Annotated in this window: 14 protein-coding genes; 7 read left to right on the top strand and 7 right to left on the bottom strand. The window is 48.7% G+C overall.

All coding sequences use genetic code 11. From position 1 onward, the window contains the following. Positions 1 to 47: 47 nt before the first annotated feature. The 7 genes from H6F56_RS10775 to psaA all read right to left on the bottom strand — a co-directional run bounded on the left by H6F56_RS10775 (position 48) and on the right by psaA (position 9,310). Positions 48 to 455, bottom strand: a complete 408-nt coding sequence (locus H6F56_RS10775; protein WP_190667676.1) for an Npun_F0494 family protein — start codon at positions 453 to 455, stop codon at positions 48 to 50. Positions 456 to 866: 411 nt separating this feature from the next. Further along, positions 867 to 1,643, bottom strand: a complete 777-nt coding sequence (locus tag H6F56_RS10770) for a PRC-barrel domain-containing protein (RefSeq protein WP_190667674.1) — start codon at positions 1,641 to 1,643, stop codon at positions 867 to 869. A 581-nt stretch (positions 1,644 to 2,224) separates the two neighbouring features. Beyond that, complete coding sequence (locus tag H6F56_RS10765; protein WP_190667672.1) at positions 2,225 to 2,695, bottom strand: FHA domain-containing protein; 471 nt, start codon at positions 2,693 to 2,695, stop codon at positions 2,225 to 2,227. Between the two features lie 168 nt (positions 2,696 to 2,863). Beyond that, on the bottom strand, positions 2,864 to 3,661 hold the full coding sequence (locus tag H6F56_RS10760; protein ID WP_190667670.1) for an FHA domain-containing protein: 798 nt from the start codon (positions 3,659 to 3,661) through the stop codon (positions 2,864 to 2,866). A gap of 71 nt (positions 3,662 to 3,732) precedes the next feature. Continuing rightward, a complete protein-coding gene (pgl, locus tag H6F56_RS10755; protein WP_190667668.1) occupies positions 3,733 to 4,461 on the bottom strand; it encodes a 6-phosphogluconolactonase in 729 nt (242 codons plus the stop codon). A 254-nt stretch (positions 4,462 to 4,715) separates the two neighbouring features. Further along, positions 4,716 to 6,944 (bottom strand): photosystem I core protein PsaB, encoded by a 2,229-nt coding sequence (gene psaB / locus H6F56_RS10750; RefSeq protein WP_190667666.1) that lies wholly within the window; start codon positions 6,942 to 6,944, stop codon positions 4,716 to 4,718. 95 nt (positions 6,945 to 7,039) lie between these two features. Next, on the bottom strand, positions 7,040 to 9,310 hold the full coding sequence (gene psaA, locus H6F56_RS10745) for a photosystem I core protein PsaA (RefSeq protein ID WP_190667664.1): 2,271 nt from the start codon (positions 9,308 to 9,310) through the stop codon (positions 7,040 to 7,042). On the opposite strand from psaA, the gene H6F56_RS26835 reads away from it, so the two are divergent. The 7 genes from H6F56_RS26835 (at position 9,309) to H6F56_RS10715 (ending at position 17,848) form a co-directional block, all read left to right on the top strand. After that, positions 9,309 to 9,434, top strand: a complete 126-nt coding sequence (locus tag H6F56_RS26835) for a hypothetical protein (RefSeq protein WP_255513706.1) — start codon at positions 9,309 to 9,311, stop codon at positions 9,432 to 9,434. The two genes, psaA and H6F56_RS26835, sit on opposite strands and share 2 nt — an antisense overlap. Positions 9,435 to 10,458: 1,024 nt before the next feature. Beyond that, entirely contained in the window at positions 10,459 to 11,688 is a 1,230-nt protein-coding gene (locus H6F56_RS10740) for a hypothetical protein (protein WP_309236501.1), read from the top strand. A gap of 124 nt (positions 11,689 to 11,812) precedes the next feature. After that, the gene (locus H6F56_RS10735) at positions 11,813 to 11,980 is read left to right on the top strand and encodes a hypothetical protein (protein ID WP_190667660.1); all 168 of its coding nucleotides are present in this window, start codon (positions 11,813 to 11,815) and stop codon (positions 11,978 to 11,980) included. Between the two features lie 40 nt (positions 11,981 to 12,020). Next, on the top strand, positions 12,021 to 12,695 hold the full coding sequence (locus H6F56_RS10730; protein WP_199312726.1) for a pseudouridine synthase: 675 nt from the start codon (positions 12,021 to 12,023) through the stop codon (positions 12,693 to 12,695). A 1,201-nt stretch (positions 12,696 to 13,896) separates the two neighbouring features. Beyond that, entirely contained in the window at positions 13,897 to 14,685 is a 789-nt protein-coding gene (locus H6F56_RS10725) for a PAS domain-containing protein (protein ID WP_190667658.1), read from the top strand. Beyond that, entirely contained in the window at positions 14,658 to 15,005 is a 348-nt protein-coding gene (locus H6F56_RS10720) for a hypothetical protein (RefSeq protein WP_190667656.1), read from the top strand. The genes H6F56_RS10725 and H6F56_RS10720 overlap by 28 nt, the downstream gene beginning before the upstream one ends. A gap of 101 nt (positions 15,006 to 15,106) precedes the next feature. Then, positions 15,107 to 17,848: a PAS domain S-box protein gene (locus tag H6F56_RS10715; RefSeq protein ID WP_190667654.1), complete on the top strand. Its 2,742-nt coding sequence runs from the start codon at positions 15,107 to 15,109 to the stop codon at positions 17,846 to 17,848. The last annotated feature ends 81 nt before the right edge of the window (positions 17,849 to 17,929 follow it).

Raw genomic sequence — 17,929 nt, 5'->3', positions numbered from 1 at the left:
GAAAGAAGCAGGGAGAATTTTACTGTCGATCTTTCATGCTTTATTCTTTAAAAAAATCGGAACCATCGACTCATCGCATTATAAAGGCGATCACTGAATGTAGGAGCCGGCAGCTTGCCTCCAAAACCCTGCCATTTTTCTACTAACTGCCGTCCCAAGGGCGTTAAGCGAAAACCGTCGGTAATTCCTTGCCCATCCACTTCCCGCCGCAATAAACCCACTTGTATCAACCACAGCAGGGCATTTTCAGCAGCTAACTCGGACAGGGGTGAGTGCGTATACTCTCGCTTTATACCAGACTCACCGGCGATGGTATTGAGAACAACGCTTTGTGAACGCATCGCTGCAAATAACTGTAGTTGGAAAGGTGAGCAACGCAGTGCTCGTTCTGCCCGTTCGATTGTACGGCGGGGATATTGAATTGATTCGGTGTTTTTGGTTTCGACTGCAGTCATTGTGTATTTTTAGGATTTCTGTGAGTTGGAGAGATTAATCAGCGAATGAGCATTTAACTTGCCCTGATAGGCCGGCACCGACAGCGTTTTACAGAAAGCCTCGCTGCACGTTAAAGAAGTATCAGCTTAATAATATCTCTCAGTTTTAACATTTATTTTAAAAAAGCTTGGTTATTCAGGCAATTAATTCTTGCTGAGAAGGTCTTTTGATAGTTTATGTTTTTTACGTGATGACAAGAATTAAATGGCTGCTGCAAGTGCGGTTTAAATCAGAAGGGCTTAAATGTTTGCATTACCCTTAATTGAGCAGATCGCTACAAAAGTGCCGACACTGTCGAGTGAGTCTGACTCTCGCTCGCTGGTGTCGGCATGAAAACGACTCACCCAGTCAGGGTACGCTTGATCAACGGTTTAAAGGATGTCTTGCTCCTTAGATGGCTGAATCGTCACTTCCTCAGCTGGCTCAATGGCTGTCGGTTCCGACGGGTTGTGCCGGCGAGTTTGCACTTGGGCTTGCACCTCTTGTGCTCTTTCTTGGAGTTCCTCCGCCAGTTGTTGCGCGCCCCGCTTCACGCCTTCCGTGCCGGCTTGCGTCCGGCGCTTTAAATTTTCCCAGTGATCCACAGTTTTTTCATAATCTTCTTGCAAATACTCTGCTGCTTGACCTACTTTTTCGGTCAGTCCCGCCGCGTACTGATGGGGGTTCACCACAGCATCGTCTTTGACAATCACTCGTTTGCTGCCGGCGCTGGATACTGCTTCCGGGGGCAGTAGGTAAATTCCCTCCATCACCCCACGCCAGCCACTAGAACTAAACAGGTAATAGACGACAGTGCCGGTTTGGGGAACGAGCAAGTAATCGACGAGCTTGCCTACTTTATTACCACTTTCTGTCCAAACTTCATGACCGATCAAAGAAACGATTGCATCAGACTTTTCTGGATCGATGGCGTCAGCACTGGTGTTAACCATAATGCTATCAGCCCCAATGCTCTCAATTTGCGCCCAACTAAAGGCGCGTTTGTTTTTGCCCAAAAAGCCTGATTTGCAACTAAGCCCCATCACTAAATGGGATTGAGGGACGAGCCACAATTGCTCGACACGCCCGACTTCGTCTGCTGTCCGGCGATCAATCACCAGCCGGTTGAGCAGCTCGGTTTGCTTCGTCAACTTTTGTTCTGCACTCATGGATAAATTCCTCAGTGATTGTTCGTTGGTAGCGCTCAGCCGGTGGTTCACCCATACAGGGGTTAGTAAAATTTTGAAAGCGCGTTTGGAAAAAAAGCCCAAATGCAAGCTGGAACACTCCTGCTGCTTTCGCTTTAATTCAAAACTCTCCACCCTTTTTAACTGGGTTTGATACAAAACTTAAAATTCAGCGGACAAGTTGTCGGTACAGGTAAACTGCTGAACCTACCCTGGGTTGAAATTTTTGTCTCTACTTACTTATTGTGCCGAAAACTCGGAGCAACCTTCACTGCCACTACAGCAAGGATAAAAATAGAAAGGCTTTTGCCATTCCTACCCTCAAGGGAAAAGAACGCCGATTGAGAGAGGGCTGTTAACACCCCATTCTCAAGATCACGCTTCCTTAAGCCTAGCTGCAATACATTTAAGTTGCTTAAGGAAATTCGTCATCCCTGTTTATTTTGAGGGATTATTTATAACTAATTGGCTTTAATTTATCTTTTTTTAAGAATAAAACAAAGCGCCCTTTTAGAAAAGGGTTATATCAAGGTTGCTCAAATCAGCGCTCGTTTACTATCGCGCTAATTCAAGTGTGAAAATGTTTCAGTTTTAGGGGGCATCTCTTTTTGCTGCTGATGTGCTGGAACCAACGTTATTTCCTCAGGCACAGCTTCAGCCGGCACTGACGCATCCTTAACTTGCTGGGCCATCGTTTCTTCTGCGGAGATCGCTTTGAGTTCCTCAAGCGCCTTTTTACCGAGGCGAATTTGAATTTTAGGCCCAGAACGAGCGAGATGAATAATCACCCCATCCACAACAGGAACTTGGGTAATCGGTTTACCCTCCAGATAGGTGCCATTAGTGCCTAAATTCACAATTTCCCAGGTTGTACCCTGCCGGCGCAATTCGACATGGTAACGAGAGACAACCGCGCTATAGAGCACCACATGATTATCAGTTGAGCGCCCGATCCGAACAACTGATTCATTTTCAAAAGACCAGCTTTGAGCAGGGACATACTGAAATCGATGCAGCAAAATTAGTGTAATCACGAGAGAAACTCGGTTGATGTAAATACACCAGATATTAAGGCAGGCAGTGAGCCTGCCACAGATCCAGGGTTGTTCAGGGTGCCTTTCCCACTCTAAGGGGGCGTATTTCTACGCCTTTAAAAGGCACTCTGAAATCACCTGAAAAACACGACCTTTAAGCAGTGCCGGCTAAGAAATCTGGAACAGAAATGTCACCATATCTCCTTTACCAAGCGAGATCCGATCACCGGGGCGCAAGCGGTGCCGGTTGCCAGCCGGCAGCGGGAAGTTATTAACGTAGGTGCCATTTGCACTTCCGACATCTTCCAAGTAGAAACCATCTCCCTCAACCCGGATATCCGCATGAACGCGAGAAACCACTTCAGAATTGGGAAATCCTGAAACATCAATATCCGGCGGTATCCGCTCATTGGGTTTACCCAAATGAATTACCGATAACTGCTGGGGGAGTTCTAACTCAGTGTTGGTTTGGATGTGCAGCAGTTTAGCTGTCTGCTGCTGGAGTTGAGTTTTAGAACCGCCGCCAGCGGGTGTGGGTGCGGGGGCAGTCGGTATCGGGCTTGGTGCCGGTGGGGCGACAGGTTGGCTGCTAACGCTAGAAGCCGCCTCAGCAGAACTGGCACCCGAACTTGCTGTACTTGGAACGCTAGCACTGCTTCCCACAGGTTCAGGTTGAACCAATGGTTCAGGCGGATCAAGAGCCGGCATCGCTACGGTAGCGGGAATGTCCGGAAAGGATACCGCCGTGGGAGGAAGAGCCTGCTCGGATGCAGTTGCTTGCTCCTCTCCTGAAGCTGAAGCGCTTGAGCGCAGATCACAGCCACACTGTCCGCAGAAAGTCGCATCCGTTTGAACGGATGACCCACAGTTCGGGCAACTACTCATCGCAGGTAAGGGTGTGTAGCACGCCTCACACTGGTTCGCGCCATCGGGGTTTTGGTGGTTGCAATTTGGGCAGACAATCATCGCATTTTTTCCTCCCATCGAGATTATGCTAGAGGAGTTTTAAGCCTCAGCACCACATTCGTGGGCTGATTTTAATATTCCTGTTTTAATTCTCGCCCAGCCGGCTCATCAAGCAGCCACCAAAGCTCACCAGCCGGCTGAATCAGTCGAGCTGGATAGGTCATATCATCGGCTGTGGGAGCAAAAATTTGAGCCAGGGCCGGTTGTTTGCTGGCACCCGTGATTAGAAACATGATGCACCGGGCGTGGTTAATCAGGGGCACAGTGAAAGTAATTCGAGGTTGACCATCTTTGTTTCCTACTGTAACCATGCGGTCGCGTACTTGCAAAGCGTCTGTGTGCGGAAATAAAGATGCTGTGTGGGCATCATCCCCAATTCCCAGCAAAATCAAATCGAAGCTGGCAAATTCACCCGCCGGCAGCTCAAAGAACTCTTGCAACTCGGCGTCATGCTTTTGAGCGTCAGCAGCGGGATCAGCCGCAACCGTGGGCATCGCGTGGATATTGCCGGCAGGAATGGGCACTTTATCCAGCCAAGCTAATCTAGCCATTCGCTGATTGCTATCCGCGTCATCGGGCGGGACATAGCGCTCATCACCCCAAAAAACATGAATTTTTTCCCAAGGCAGGGGTTGAGCGGCAATCGCCTCATACAGCGGCTTAGGTGTGCCACCACCGGCAAGAGCAATGGTAAACCGATCCCGCTCTGAGATGGCAGCTTGCATCTTATCTAAAACGACCTCTAGCGCCCGCTGTATTAGTGCGCCCCAATCTGGTAAGACTTCAACTTTTTTCTGCATGGTTATGGGCAAGCCAAGGAGGATAAATTTTCTTGCTTCTAGGCTAGTATCAAGCCGGTGCTGTGTACAAACTCATCTTGCTAAAAGTTAACAGTCACAATTGATGCAACGAAAGCGCCACTCACTGAGCCTGGGCAATTGCTGACAGCAGTGCCGGTGGGAAATTAGGCTGTATAGTTCCCAGGAGCCGAAAAAAACCCCCCACCGGGTGGCGGGGGATTCATCAGCAACAAGCTAAAAGGTTAAGTTGAAAATCAACCGAACTTACCGGCAGTCGAAGCAATCAAGAACGCCGCATAAGTCAGGACATAACCCACCGTAAAGTGAGCCAAGCCGACCAGACGACCTTGAATGATACTCATAGCCACCGGCTTATCCTTCCAGCGAACCAAGTTCGCCAACGGTGTGCGTTCATGTGCCCACACCAAGGTTTCAATCAACTCTTGCCAATAACCGCGCCAGCTAATCAAGAACATAAAGCCGGTCGCCCACACTAAGTGGCCGAACAGGAACATCCAAGACCAGACCGACAGATTATTCATCCCATAAGGGGTGTAGCCGTTGATCGTCTGAGCTGAATACAGCCACAGATAGTCACGCAGCCAACCCATCAGGTACGTTGAGGACTCGTTAAACTGAGCCACATTTCCTTGCCAGATTCCTAGATGCTTCCAGTGGAAGTAAAAAGTTACCCAGCCAATGGTATTGAGCATCCAGAACGTTGCCAGGAAGAAAGCGTCCCAGGCTGAGGTGTCGCAGGTGCCGCCGCGTCCGGGTCCGTCGCAAGGGAAGGCGTAGCCGAAGTCTTTTTTGTCCGGCATCAGCTTGGTGCCTCGTGCATCCAATGCGCCCTTGACGAGAATCAAGGTCGTGGTGTGCAAACCGAGGGCGAAGGCGTGGTGGACGAGGAAGTCTCCAGGGCCAATCGTGAGGAACAGGGAGTTGGTGCCACTGTTAATCGCATCCAGCCAGCCGGGTAACCACACGTTGCCGTAGTTGGGCCAAGCGGTGGTGGCGAGGCTGTCTGGGTTGGAGAGCAGCACGTCGAAGCCGTAGAGGGCTTTGCCTTGGGCTGCTTGTACCCATTGGGCGAACACCGGCTCTATCAGGATTTGCTTTTCTGGGGTGCCGAAGGCAACAACAACGTCGTTATGGACGTATAAGCCTAGGGTATGGAAGCCCAGGAATAGCGAGACCCAGGATAGGTGGGAGATGATCGCTTCTTTGTGCCGCAGGACGCGGTCGAGGACGTTGTTTTTGTTGGCTGCTGGGTCGTAGTCCCGCACCCAGAAGATTCCGCCGTGGGCGAAGGCTCCTAGCATCAGGAAGCCGGCGATGTACTGGTGGTGGGTGTACAGGGCGGCTTGGGTGGTGAAGTCTTGGCCCATGAATGCGTAGGGCGGCAGACTGTACATGTGCTGCGCAACTAAGGAGGTGACGACGCCTAAGGCTCCGAGGTGGATGCCTAACTGGAAGTGCAACGATTCGTTGTAGGTGTCGTACAGCCCTTTGTGCCCGTCTCCTAACCGTCCACCGAAGGGGGTGCCTTCTGGGGGCCGGTGGGTGTTGAGGATGTCACGGATGCTGTGGCCAATCCCAAAGTTGGTGCGGTACATATGACCGGCAATGATGAATATCACTGCGATCGCCAGGTGGTGATGGGCGATGTCGGTCAGCCACAGGGATTGTGTTTGCGGGTGGAATCCGCCCAGGAATGTCAGGATGGCGCTGCCGGCTCCTTGGGAGGTTCCGAATAGGTGTCCTGCTGTGTCTGGGTTTTGGGCGTATACGCCCCAGTTGCCGCTAAAGAATGGCCCGAGTCCTGCTGGGTGGGGCAGGGTGGTCAGGAAGTTGTCCCAGCCTACGTGCTGTCCCCGAGCTTCGGGGATGGCGACGTGGACGAGGTGTCCTGTCCAGGCTAGGGATGAGACGCCAAACAATCCGGCTAGGTGGTGGTTCAGTCGCGATTCTGCGTTTTTGAACCAGGCTAGGGATGGTCTGTATTTGGGTTGCAGGTGCAGCCAGCCTGCGAACAGGAATACGGCTGACAGCAGCAGTAGGAATACTGCCCCTTGATACAGGTCGTTGTTGGTGCGCATCCCGATTGTGTACCACCAGTGGTATACGCCGCTATAGGCGATGTTCACTGGGTTTGATGCCCCGGCTTGGGTGAATGCTTCGACTGCCGGTGCTCCGAATTGTGGGTCCCAGATTGCGTGGGCGATTGGCCGCACGTTTAGGGGGTCTTTTATCCACTGGGGAAAGTTGCCTTGCCATGCTACGTGGAATAGCAGACTTGAAGTCCACAGGAAGATGATTGCCAGGTGACCGAAGTGTGAGGCGAATATCTTTTGGTAAAGATTCTCCTCTGTCATGCCGTCGTGGCTTTCAAAGTCGTGGGCTGTGGCGATTCCGTACCATAGCCTGCGTGTTGTTGGGTCTTGCGCCAGGTCTTGGCTAAATTTTGGAAATTTTGTTGCCATAAGTCCTTCTAACTCTCGCGGGGACTTGAGATTTTGGATTTTAGATTAGGGTTCAAGCGAACCCTAATCTAAAATCCGTACATCTACAATCGCTCTCATCCAACAGAAATGATTCGAGCTAGGAAGAATGCCCATGTTGTGACAATTCCTCCCAAGAGGTAGTGAGCTACCCCTACAGCGCGACCGTGAATGATGCTCAGAGCGCGGGGTTGAATTGTTGGGGCGACTTTGAGCTTGTTGTGTGCCCAAACGATCGACTCAATCAGTTCTTGCCAGTAGCCGCGACCGCTGAACAGGAACATTAGACTGAATGCCCAGACAAAGTGAGCGCCTAGGAACAACAAGCCGTATGCAGAGAGTGCCGTTCCGTAAGACTGAATCACTTGAGAAGCTTGCGCCCAAAGGAAGTCACGCAACCACCCATTAATGGTGATCGAACTCTGTGCAAAGTTGCCGCCTGTGATATGCGAGATGCTGCCATCTGGATCAACAGTGCCCCACACATCTGATTGCATCTTCCAGCTGAAGTGGAAAATCACGATAGAGATGGAGTTGTACATCCAGAACAGACCTAGGAAGACATGATCCCAACCAGAAACTTGGCAGGTACCACCCCGTCCGGGTCCATCACAAGGGAAGCGGAAGCCCAAATTCGCCTTGTCAGGAATCAGGCGGGAACTACGGGCAAACAGCACACCCTTCAGCAGAATCAGAACCGTAACGTGAATGGTGAACGCATGGATATGGTGCACCATGAAATCAGCGGTTCCCAGAGCAATGGGCATCATTGCAACCTTACCAGCAACTGCCATCACGCCCCCACCGAAAGCATAGCTAGCGGGTTCCAGTGCGTTCGGAGCGGTATTGCCAGGAGCCAAGGTGTGGATGTTTTGCACCCACTGGGCAAACACCGGCTGCAGTTGAATCGCGGTATCGGAGAACATATCTTGAGGACGACCGAAAGCCCGCATGGTGTCGTTATGAACGTACAACCCGAAGCTGTGGAAGCCTAAGAACATGCACACCCAGTTGAGGTGAGAGATGATTGCATCCCGGTGACGGATCACCCGATCAATCAAATTATTGACATTTTTGGCTGGGTCATAGTCACGCACCATAAAGATGGCACCGTGAGCTGCGCCCCCAACAATACAGAACCCACCAATCCACATATGATGTGTGAATATGGACAGCTGGGTCGCATAGTCAGTTGCTATGTAGGGGTAGGGCGGCATCGAATACATGTGATGCGCCACGATGATGCTTAGAGAACCCAACATTGCCAAGTTAATGGCTAGCTGAGCGTGCCAAGAGCTGGTCAGGACTTCATAGAGACCCTTGTGGCCTTCTCCAGTGAAGGGGCCTTTGTGGTTTTCCAGGATTTCCTTAATGCTGTGACCAATGCCCCAGTTAGTCCGGTACTGATGGCCAGCAATAATGAACAGCACTGCCAGCGCCAGGTGATGGTGCGCCGAATCCGACAGCCACAAACCGCCAGTGACCGGGTTTAAACCGCCCTTGAAGGTTAGGAAGTCTGTATATGCGCCCCAGTTTAGGGTAAAGAAGGGAATCACACCCTTGAAGATACCCCAATCCACGCTGGGATAAAGCTCTGTCATCAAGCTAGGGTTCAAGATGAACTCTTGAGGTAGGGGAATCTGTTTCGGATCGACCCCAGCATCAAGCAGCTTGTTGATTGGCAGAGCGACGTGAATCTGGTGGCCGGCCCAAGACAGGCAGCCCAGACCCAGCAAGCCGGCTAAGTGGTGATTCAACATCGACTCCACATTCTGGAACCATTCCAGTTTGGGAGCGCGTTTGTGATAGTGGAACCAACCGGCGAACAGCATCAGTGCAGCCATGACCAAACCGCCAATAGCGGTGCAGTACAGCTGGAATTCGTTCGTGATGCCAGAAGCGCGCCAAATTTGGAACAAGCCGGATGTAATTTGAATGCCGTGGAAGCCTCCTCCCACGTCAGCGTTCAAAATTTCTTGACCGACGATTGGCCAAACCACTTGGGCGCTGGGCCTAATGCCGGTCGGGTTAGTCAGCCAAGCTTCATAGTTGGAGAAACGAGCGCCGTGAAAATAAGCACCGCTTAACCAAATAAAGATGATAGCCAAGTGACCGAAGTGGGCACTAAATATCTTGCGGGATACGTCTTCTAAGTCACTGGTATGACTGTCGAAATCGTGGGCGAGGGCGTGTAGATTCCAAATCCAGGTTGTGGTTTTGGGTCCTCTAGCCAAGGTGCGATCAAAGTGACCGGGTTTTCCCCACCGCTCAAAGGATGTAGGAACTGGGTCTTTATCAACAACAACCTTGACTTTTTTTGCCTCTCGCTCCGGAGGACTGATTGTCATGGAGACTCTCCTCTCTGTAGACAGGGAACGAGCAATACACCACCAGAAGCGTTACCTACCGGCAACGGTTTCCCTCTCTGTTGAGCTGTCGGTGGCAGACATTTGGAAGACGATGCTCTTATGAAACTCATGTTGAGCTTCTGAACTTTTTATAGTTTAGTGCAACCTTCAAACGTCAGAGAGGGAACCCCCTTAGTAAACCAGCTTTTGGCTGGCTGCGTTTTTGAAACCGCATTGGTGGGGTACTGTTGGTGAATTATAGGTCTTGTAGCCGACTGTGTTTCAGAGTGCTTAACAATAATTCAAAAAGGCAAAGTGTTTGTGTACCTTGAGTTGCAACTCCTAAGTCCTTGAAAAAAGTCAAGGGGGTTTACAGCAAGTTCACAAAACTAAACATTTTGTTCAGTTAACCCCCTCAAACTAAATAAGTTCTTGTACTTAAGTATCTGCGCTTTCTACAGAGGTAGCACATTTTATAAAAAGCCAAAACCCCTGTCAGTTAAGCTTTTTGAGCTATCACCTCCGCAACATCAAAAGTCCTATTACCCCAGCTAACCCAGCTAGGAAGAACAAGCCTGCTCCCTAGGTGTGTACTTTGATAGATCTTTCCGCTATAATTGTCGGCCCGTAGCTTAATGGTCGGCTGTGGCTAACTTAACAAAACAAAATTGTCGAGTGAAAGTATCTGTCCCACAAGATGATCAGGTAACCCGGCAACCATTACAAAACTCTATGGAGAGACTCGATAGAGGCATATAGACTGGATAGAGACTGGAAGTTTATGATTTGAACTTCCTGGCAGATGGGCCGGCATTCCAACTGATGAGCGCTCGAACTTTCTAAACCTCTTCGCGGGAAAGATCATGCACTCACCGGCAACGCGATGAAAAGAAGTTTGCCTGGAACACAAACCAAGTGACGGATGCCGATGATATAAATCATGCTGCTAGCATCTAGACAAGAACCAGCCACAGTCCAGAATTCATGTAGAGTGCTCTGGAGAACTTTGACGTAGCCTTCAAGAGTGAAAATCTCTGGAGAATTTACCGCTATCCCGTAAGGGAACGGCGGAGAGCGTCAGTAAAATCTTCTATGGTAGTCATTAAATAACTGAATTGATCGCTTAGGAGTTAGCTTGCGTGTTAGGCATGAACTGGCGAGGAACTGCTGCAAAAGTGCTATTAACGTCACTAATGGCAGCCGCTTTGGTATTAAATTTAATGAGCTGTAGCGCTCGGATCGAGCAGCCAAAAGAATTGGGCGCTAAAACTGCGCCCATCCAACTGGCGCAGAATATCTCAGAAGTTTCCCCACCGGCAGTCATTCAAGAACTGCGTGACAGCTTAAAAATCTACCGACCTCAAGTGGCGATTTTAAGCCCCCAGCCAGATGAAGTGTTGCAAGACACAACTGTTAACGTGCGCTTCCAGGTGCAGGATCTGCCCATCTTCAAAAACCCAGACTTAGGGCTAGGGCCGCATTTGCACGTCATTTTAGACAATCAAGCCTATATCGCAGTTTATGACCTGAATGAGCCGCTAACATTCCAGGATTTAGCCCCCGGAACCCATACCCTGCGAGTCTTTGCCTCCCGCCCTTGGCACGAAAGCTTTAAAAATGAAGGTGCTTATACCCAAACCACCTTTCACCTGTTCACCAAAACTCAAGACAACAACCCCGATCCAGCCCTGCCACTGTTAACCTATAGCCGGCCTACCGGCACCTACGGGGCAGAACCCATCATGCTGGACTTCTACCTCACCAATGCCCCACTTCACCTTGTTGCCCAACAAAATTCAGAAGACGAGATTGCAGACTGGCGAATTCGCGTCACCATCGACGGCGAAAGCTTTGTCATTGATCGCTGGGAGCCAATTTATCTCAAAGGCTTCAAACCGGGCAAGAACTGGGTGCAGCTAGAATTTCTTGATGAACTGGGTAACCCGGTTAAAAACGCCTTCAATAATACAGTGCGCCTGATTACTTACGAACCCAAAGGAAAAGATACCCTTTCCAAGCTGATTCGCGGTGAACTGTCTGCTACCGTCGCTCATGGTATTGTCGAGCAAAACTACAGCGCCCAGAAGCCTGTAGCTTCACCCGAACCGGCAACAACCCCAGAAGTGCTACCCCCGGCATCTGAAGTTCTTCCAGAACCGGCAGCAACCCCAGAAGTGCTACCGCCGGCATCTGAAGTTCTTCCAGAACCGGCAGCGACTCCAGAAGTGCTACCACCGACATCTAAAGTTCCTTCAGAACTAGCAGCACCCTCAGACCCAGTCTCGCCCGTAGAACTGCTGTCGGCACCCTTAGACGAAACACTTGCACCGCAGCTTAACCAGGAAGACGCAGCCACCTTAGACCCAGAACGGGCCTAAAGGCTGGCATCAGTGGGAACCCCTCCAAATATTACCCCGTCAGCTTAAGTAGGCCGGATAAAGCGTTCTCGCATCGGCGAACTGTAGTTTAAGGGATGACTGCTCAAATGGAGGGGGGCCTGCGATGTTAGAAAAATTACGACAAGCTGCTATCCTCACACTTTTGCTCAATCTGCTGATGGCCTTATCTTCTCGTGACGCCACCCATACAGTTCCAGTGTCCAAATGGCACGATAATACAGTGCCTATCCTGAGTCAGCCAGCTTCAATTTCTCAGGGACAGGATTCTTAAAATTAAATCACTGCATTTGGAATCTTAGATTTTAGCTACAATGCAAAATCTTAAATCTAAAATTCTGAGCGTGTGTTACCGATATTTGCTGTTTTACAAACCCTACGGTGTTTTATGCCAGTTCACAGACGCCGAACCCTGTGATACTGACCGGCTGACACTTAAAAATTACGTGCCGGTGCCTTCGGTTTACCCTGCCGGTCGTCTGGATCTTGACAGCGAAGGATTGCTGTTGCTAACTAACGACGGGCAATTGCAACACCGGCTGCTTGAGCCTCAGTTTGGCCACCCACGCACCTACTGGGTGCAAGTAGAGCGTATTCCGGACGCTACAGCACTCACACAGCTGAGCCTAGGGGTGAAAATTCAGGATTACCGCACCCGACCGGCATCAGTCAAGTTATTGCCGGTTGAACCTTCTCTACCGCCTCGTGAGCCGCCGATTCGGTTCCGCAAAAATGTCCCGACGGCATGGTTAGAAATAACCCTTACAGAAGGTCGCAACCGTCAAGTAAGGCGGATGACAGCAGCCGTCGGGTTTCCGACATTGCGGCTAGTGCGGGCTGCCATTGGCCCTCTGCGCTTACAGGACTTAGAACCGGGCCAGTGGCGAGATTTAACTTCTGATGAACTGCTAGCATTACATCAGCTCAACAAAACTTCAAGCCGGCACTCTCTCAACTCAAACATTAAAAATCATAAGATAAGGCGTTAGGAAAAAACGAGAAATGAGTCTACCTCAGCAAATTCATTAACTGGAAACTGCTGAGAATCCACCCATTAAAGGTTGCAAATTTATATACAGCAGTTTTCCACTCCTGGCAATGTGCAAACTCCTATTAAAGAAACTGCCCGTATTATGAAAGCTACCGTGATTCTTTTGTAGAGAAAATACGAGTAAGCGATTTTAATATAGTTAAAGTAGTAAAATCTACTAAGAGACGATAACTCCTAAAATTCAGGGAATTATAAATAACTTTAGGTGCTCATTTTCAATCTTACATTTTGATCAACAGTCTACTTACATAAATTTATTAATTATAATCAAATTAATTAATTAAAGCTTTCAACAAAACCAAATTCAAGTATAAGGTGAAAATCCAAAAAACATTATTGTTTTAATTAATATATTTTTTATGTTTTTTTGATTTAATATATTTTTATGAAAAATATTTACATAGAACTAAACTAATTAAGTAACTACACAGCTCAGAGTAATAAGCATTAAATTAATATAAAAGGCTTTTACCTAAAAATTGAAAAATAATGCAATTTCAGTTATTTTGGAAATGTTAAAACTCTAAAAACACAATAAATAATATGCTTAAAATTAAACTTTTTGTTTAAATTTATATAAAAATATGATTTATTGGTTACATCAATTGTTAACAATGCGCGAACATATTGACTGCTAGGGGCACCGGATTGATCGATAATTCTTTCGCTGTAAACAAGATAAATAAAATAATTTATAATGATTGTTTAGTTAGTTTTAAGTCGTAAATTTATCAGGTTATTATCTACTTTTTTTACACTCTGACTCATCACTTTCAAGCACAAGCCATGATTCGCTCTACCCAGGGGCAACCGAGTCAACGTTCCCCTTAGTTAATCCTGAAAGTGATATCCTTTCAGGCTTACCAGCTAGGGGATGAAACCGCTCTCAGCAGTGTATTAAGCATTTATCTCAATGAATTTTTACTGAATTAGTTACATTTTGTGTGAAAATCGTAAATTTATTATTGAATTATGGAATCCTGAAATCTAGAAGCAATCGCTTGGGGCGTCTAGGCCGGCCAAGATAATCGCAGAGCCAAAGATGGGTGCACTCTTTGATGAATAACCCTAGAAACTAGCAAGCAATTGAATTCCTTACTTAACCACATACAAACTCATTGGAGGGTAGCAGTTGACCTATGACCCCCAACTTCCCATTTATTAAAGACTGCCACGCTCAAGATGAAGCGCCAGACGTAGCCTTTGAGCCGGCAAAAGAGAATGCAACTATTCGGCAAATGGAAGAAGCACTACGGAGCGCAAACATACAACTAGAGTGGTATCGCAGCCTGTACGAAAATAGTCCTGTCATCTACTTCACCTTAAACTCAGCCGATGCCAAGGTGCTGGCAGCCAATCATAATGGTGCCAGCCTTCTGGGTTATAGCGTTGAGGAATTAAAGTGTAACTCGCTTTTTGAGCTGGTTCACGCCCAAGACTTAGCAGGGCTGCAATCAGCCTTTGCCACTTGGGTGCAATTGCCTGTTGCTGAGGGTAAATGGGAATTTCGGCTAATGCGGCAAGATGGCAGCATCTTATGGGTTAGAACCTCAATTCAGCTAAATATTAACGATCAATTTCATGAAAACTACCATTGCTTAGAGCAGCTATGTGCTGACTGTAAGCTTGGGTTGCATCTGTCAAAACATCAACATCACAATGCTTTTGCTACAAACATCGGCTCATTGCGACAAGTAGAAAGTGACCCTCTCAGTTCGATCTCGAATTCGCAAATCAACCTCCCCACAGCCATCGTGTTAGTTTGTGAAGACATAACAGCAAGCAAGCAAGTAGAAGCAGGACTTGCAAAAGATCGCCAAGTCGAAGTTGCCGGCATCCCCATCACATACGAAAACCAACCGGCAACCCAAGTAGTGCTGCACGACATGACCGGACGCAAGTGTTCAGAAGCCAAAAAACGCACTTAATTGCCTCTTTACAAGAACACGCCCGCCAGCAAGCCGCTGTTGCTCAATTAGGTCAGTTCGCCTTACCCGGCATTCCTTTAGACAAGCTGCTAGACGAAGCGGTTGCCCTAGTGACCCAAATATTAGAAGTAGAGTCTTGCAAAATTTTAGAATTGCAACCCGATGGTAAAGCGCTGCTACTGAAAGCCGGTGCGGGTGGACAGGAAGAACCTGGAGAGTTGAGCGGCAGCCAGCTGTCAAGTGAGCCAATGATGGAAACCTTGTGTTTAGTGCACCCCCCCTGCTTCACCGCCATAGCACAGTCAGCGGTATTCGTGTAATTGCCGGCAGCAATCAGAATCAGGGGAAACAAATCAAGCTAGGTCAAGAAGATAAGAATTCTCACTTAATACCGGAACTCTCATAAAATTTACCAGGAGTTTTGGAAGCACAGACTATCCAACGGCGCACCTTCACTCAAGATGACACCTTGCAGGGAAGCAATCGAGATCACGCAGGTCTCGAACTCTTGCGGCGAGCGATGGCAGAACAACGAGAGTGCCACGCCATTCTGCAAAATTACTGTAAAGATGGCACATTATTTTGGAATGAATTATACGTTTCGCCTGTAAGGGATATTGCCGGTCAAGTAGTTAACTTTGTCGGCATCCAGAAGGACATAACCGAGCGCAAACGAGCCGAAGAAGAGCATGATCGCTTCTTCACCCTTTCCCTTGATATGCTGTGCGTCACCGGCTTCGATGGCTACTTCAAACGATTGAATCCCGCCTGGGAAAAAGTTTTATGGAGAGAAGAAGAATTGCAAGCCAAACCCTTTATAGAATTTGTCCATCCAGATGATCGCGCCGCAACCTTAGCAGAAATGTCAAAATTAGCCGGCGGAATAGATACCTTCGCCTTTGAGAATCGCTATCGCTGCGCGGATGGCTCCTATAAGTGGCTTTGGTGGAATTCCACCGCCTGTTTGGAGGAAAACATTATTTATGCAGTCGCTCACGATGTAACCGAGCGAAAACAAGCTGAACAAGAATTGCGACGCTCTCACCGGCAAACAATTAATATCCTTGAAAGCATCACCGACGCCTTTTTTGCGGTGGATCACCAGTTCCGCTTCACCTACCTCAATCAGGAGGCCGAAAAGTTGCTGCGTCAACAGCGCGAATCACTGATCGGTGAGCGGTTGTGGGATAAGTTTCCCGAAACAGCCGGCTCAACCTTTTATGTCGAATACCATAAAGCATTGAGCGAACAAGTCCCCGTAAAATTTGAAGAATTTTATCCACCTCTAGATGCCTGGTTTGCAGTTCACGCTTATCCCACTGCCGATGGACTTGCGGTTTACTTTACTGGAATTACAGAACGCAAGCGAACAGAAAATTTACTACGACATCGTTTAGGACTCCAAGAGGCGCTGGCACAGGTATCGAGATTGTTTGTCTCCACCGGCGACACCGATCTCAATCTAATTTTGCAAGTGTTAGGAAAAGCGGTGGCAGCCAATCGCGCCTATATTTTCCAATTTCAAGAAAACAGCACCAAAGTCGATAATAGCTGTGAGTGGTGTGACGAGGGGACACAACCGCAGATCGACAACCTTCAAAATCAGGATACCGCCTTGTTTCCCTGGCTGATGAGCCAGCTAGTGAGCAAGCAAACCATCCAGATATCCGATGTGGAGACTTTACCGACTCTCGCCGGCGTAGAAAAAGCAATTCTGCAAGCCCAAAGCATTCGCTCGCTGCTCATCGTTCCTATAAAATTCGATAACGGCGAACTGTTTGGATTTATTGGCTTTGACGATACAGAAAAATGCCGTCAGTGGTCTGCTGAGGACGCTCGCGTGCTGCGCGTCATTGCAGAAATGATTTCCAGCCACTTCGCCCGCCGGCAAGCCGAAAAAGCACTGCGGGAAAGTGAAGCGCGATATCGCCGGATCGTAGAAACCACCACCGAAGGCGTTTGGGTACTGGATGCCCAAGACAATACTAATTTTGTCAATCCTCAGATGGCTCAAATGCTGGGCTACACAGTTGGAGAAATGTTAGGGCAGCCATTCCTCTCATTTGTAGACGAGTCGAGTCGCGCCAGCGCCCAGCATTATTTAGAGAAGCGCCGGCAAGGAATCGAAGAACGGCATGATCTTAAACTGTGCCGCAAAGATCACTCCGAATTGTGGGCGCTGATCTCCGCCAACCCCATTTTCGATGCAGCAGGGCAATATGCCGGTGCCTTGAAGATGATTACGGATATTACAGAGCGTAAAGTCGCTGAAGTCGCGTTGCAATATCAAAGTGAGCGAGAGCGGCTGATGGGGCAGGTGCAAACGCGCATCCGCCAATCGCTGAACCTGAATGCAATTCTCAACACCACCGTTGCAGAAGTGCGGCAATTTTTGGCAACGGAACGAGTGCTAATTTACCGCTTTGAACCAAACTGGAGTGGGGTGGTTGAGGTAGAGTCCGTTGATGAGCGCTACACACAGCTACTGGGAACTGTTATTTCCGACCCCTGCTTAGCCACAACTTACGTGGAGCAATATAAACAAGGTCGCGTCCGCACGGTTGAGGATTTAGCCACTTCTAATTTGCAACAGTGTCACATCGATTTACTCAGTCAGTTTCAAGTAAAAGCCAACTTAGTTGTGCCAATTTTGCAGGGTGAAAACTTGTGGGGATTACTAATCGCCCACCACTGTTGTGCGCCACGCCGGTGGCAGCCGTTGGAAATCGATCTGCTCAAGTCTCTAGCCATACAGGTGGGAATTGCCATCCAGCAATCAGAACCGTACCAGCAGGTGCAGTTGCTTAACACTCAGCTTGAAGGTCAAATCGAGGAACGCACCAGCGAACTGCAAGAATCGCTAAACTTTGCCCAAGTGCTGAAGCGAATTACTGAACGAGTGCGTGAAAGTTTGGATGAGGGGCAGATTTTGCAAACCGCTGTCCAAGAAGTTGCAAGTGTGTTCAAAGTGGATTACTGTTTCGCGGCTTTGTACAACAGTGAGCGTACTACTGCCAGCATTAGTTATGAGTACACCCAAGCGTCTTTAGGTTCAGCTTTGGGACAGATCACCCCAATGGCAGATGCGCCGGCAGTCTATGAAAAGCTGTTAGCCGGACAGCACTTTGCCGTCTGTGAATCTGGACGTTATCAGTTGTTTTAAGGCATTGAGTTAGGCGATCTCGCTTGTCCCGTTCTGGCTCAGCCCCCATCAGCGAAACTGCTGTGTCCGATCTTTGATGAT

It is taken from the genome of Microcoleus sp. FACHB-672, assembly GCF_014695725.1.
Taxonomy (GTDB): domain Bacteria; phylum Cyanobacteriota; class Cyanobacteriia; order Cyanobacteriales; family Oscillatoriaceae; genus FACHB-68.
This window is presented reverse-complemented; position numbering and strand designations above follow the sequence as displayed.